At 60.6% G+C, this 1,365-nt stretch carries 1 protein-coding gene and 1 pseudogene; one reads left to right on the forward strand and one right to left on the reverse strand.

Annotation, left to right across the window (positions count from 1 at the left end):
* Positions 1-108 precede the first annotated feature (108 nt).
* Positions 109-975 carry an alpha/beta fold hydrolase gene (locus EN939_RS34275; RefSeq protein WP_127270083.1) on the forward strand — a complete coding sequence of 289 codons (867 nt, stop codon included), beginning with the start codon at positions 109-111 and terminating at the stop codon, positions 973-975.
* A gap of 218 nt (positions 976-1,193) precedes the next feature.
* On the opposite strand, the pseudogene EN939_RS39525 reads toward EN939_RS34275, so the two are convergent.
* Positions 1,194-1,365, reverse strand: a pseudogene (locus tag EN939_RS39525) (LacI family transcriptional regulator); the annotation flags it as partial.

Consider the following 1,365-nt stretch of genomic DNA (forward strand, 5'->3'; position numbering starts at 1 on the left):
GTGCAACTCCGAAGCTTGCTCGAGAAGGGGCGGTTGGGAACTTTCGACCCGACCGACCATTGAGATCGAGCAAGGTCAAGCAGCTAAATTGTTGCCGGGAGTTCCCTCATGCCAACCGATGACTGGTCCCTGCCCGAACGCTTTATTTTTTCGGGTCACCCGATCGCATGGGGAGCGATCGGCGACGGCCCGCCGGCGGTCTTGCTTCATGGTACCCCGTTCTCGTCGGTGGAATGGCGGCGCATTGCAGCTTGGCTCGGGCAGCGGCGCCGGATCTACTATTTTGACATGCTCGGCTACGGGCAATCCGCCAAGCCCGACGCGGACGTGTCGCGCGGCATTCAAAACGAGTTGTTCGCGGCGCTCTACGCTCACTGGGAGCTGGAGTGGCCAGACATCGTGGCGCATGACTTCGGCGGCTCCGTCGCGTTGCGCGGCCACCTGCTCAATGGGCTCGATTATCGCTCTCTGGTGCTGATTGATCCGGTCGCGATCAGCCCTCAGGGATCGCCCTTGGTTCAAGCGGCAAAAGAACACGAGAAAGCGTTTGCCAGTCTGCCCGCCTATATCCATGAAGCCATGCTTCGCGCCTATATTGGCGGCGCTGTCGCGAACGCATTGCGCGCGGACGAAATGCAGCTCTATCTGCAGCCATGGCTTGGAGACGAGGGACAGAAGGCTTTTTGGCGTCAGATCGCACAGATGGACGACAAGTACAGTCGAGAGGTCGAGTGGCGATACGACGAGATACGTTGCCCTGTGACGATCCTGTGGGGTGAAGACGACGAGTGGATTCCGCTCGACGACGGGCGAGAACTCGCGCGCCGCATTCCCGGTGCGCCGTTCATCACGGTTCCAAATGCCAAACATCTCGTTCAGGAAGACGCGCCGGAGGCAATAATCTCGACTGTGCTCGACTTCTGGAACGACCAGCATCCTTCGGCCGCCGCGAAACCCCTGCTACAGCAACTCTAGAATGTGTTTCCAGGCCCTGGTTCCCAGCCTCGAATCAGCCTCGTCACTGCGGGCATCGAAACAAGGTTCCGGCGACGGCGCCGGACAGGTCTTCCTCGATTGCCGCCTGGACTTCCATATAAGCACCGTACCTTGGGCCGGAGCCTGGCGCCGGCTGCAGATATTCAGCAAAAGGCCGCCTGCAGCAAGCGGCTGCAGGCGGCCTTCGATAACGAAACCTACTTCGCGTTCGGGTTCGGCATCCAGGCCGGCATCGCGACATCGGCATGGGCGAACTGCGGCAGCTTGGCCGACAGGTCCTCCATGTTCTTGATGTCCTTGTCGATGAGGTCCTTCTGGGTGATCAGCGTCGGCGGCACGACGACGTTGTGGCCGTGGTCTTCACCGACC

The organism is Mesorhizobium sp. M7A.F.Ca.CA.002.05.1.1, from assembly GCF_003998335.1.
Lineage (GTDB): Bacteria > Pseudomonadota > Alphaproteobacteria > Rhizobiales > Rhizobiaceae > Mesorhizobium.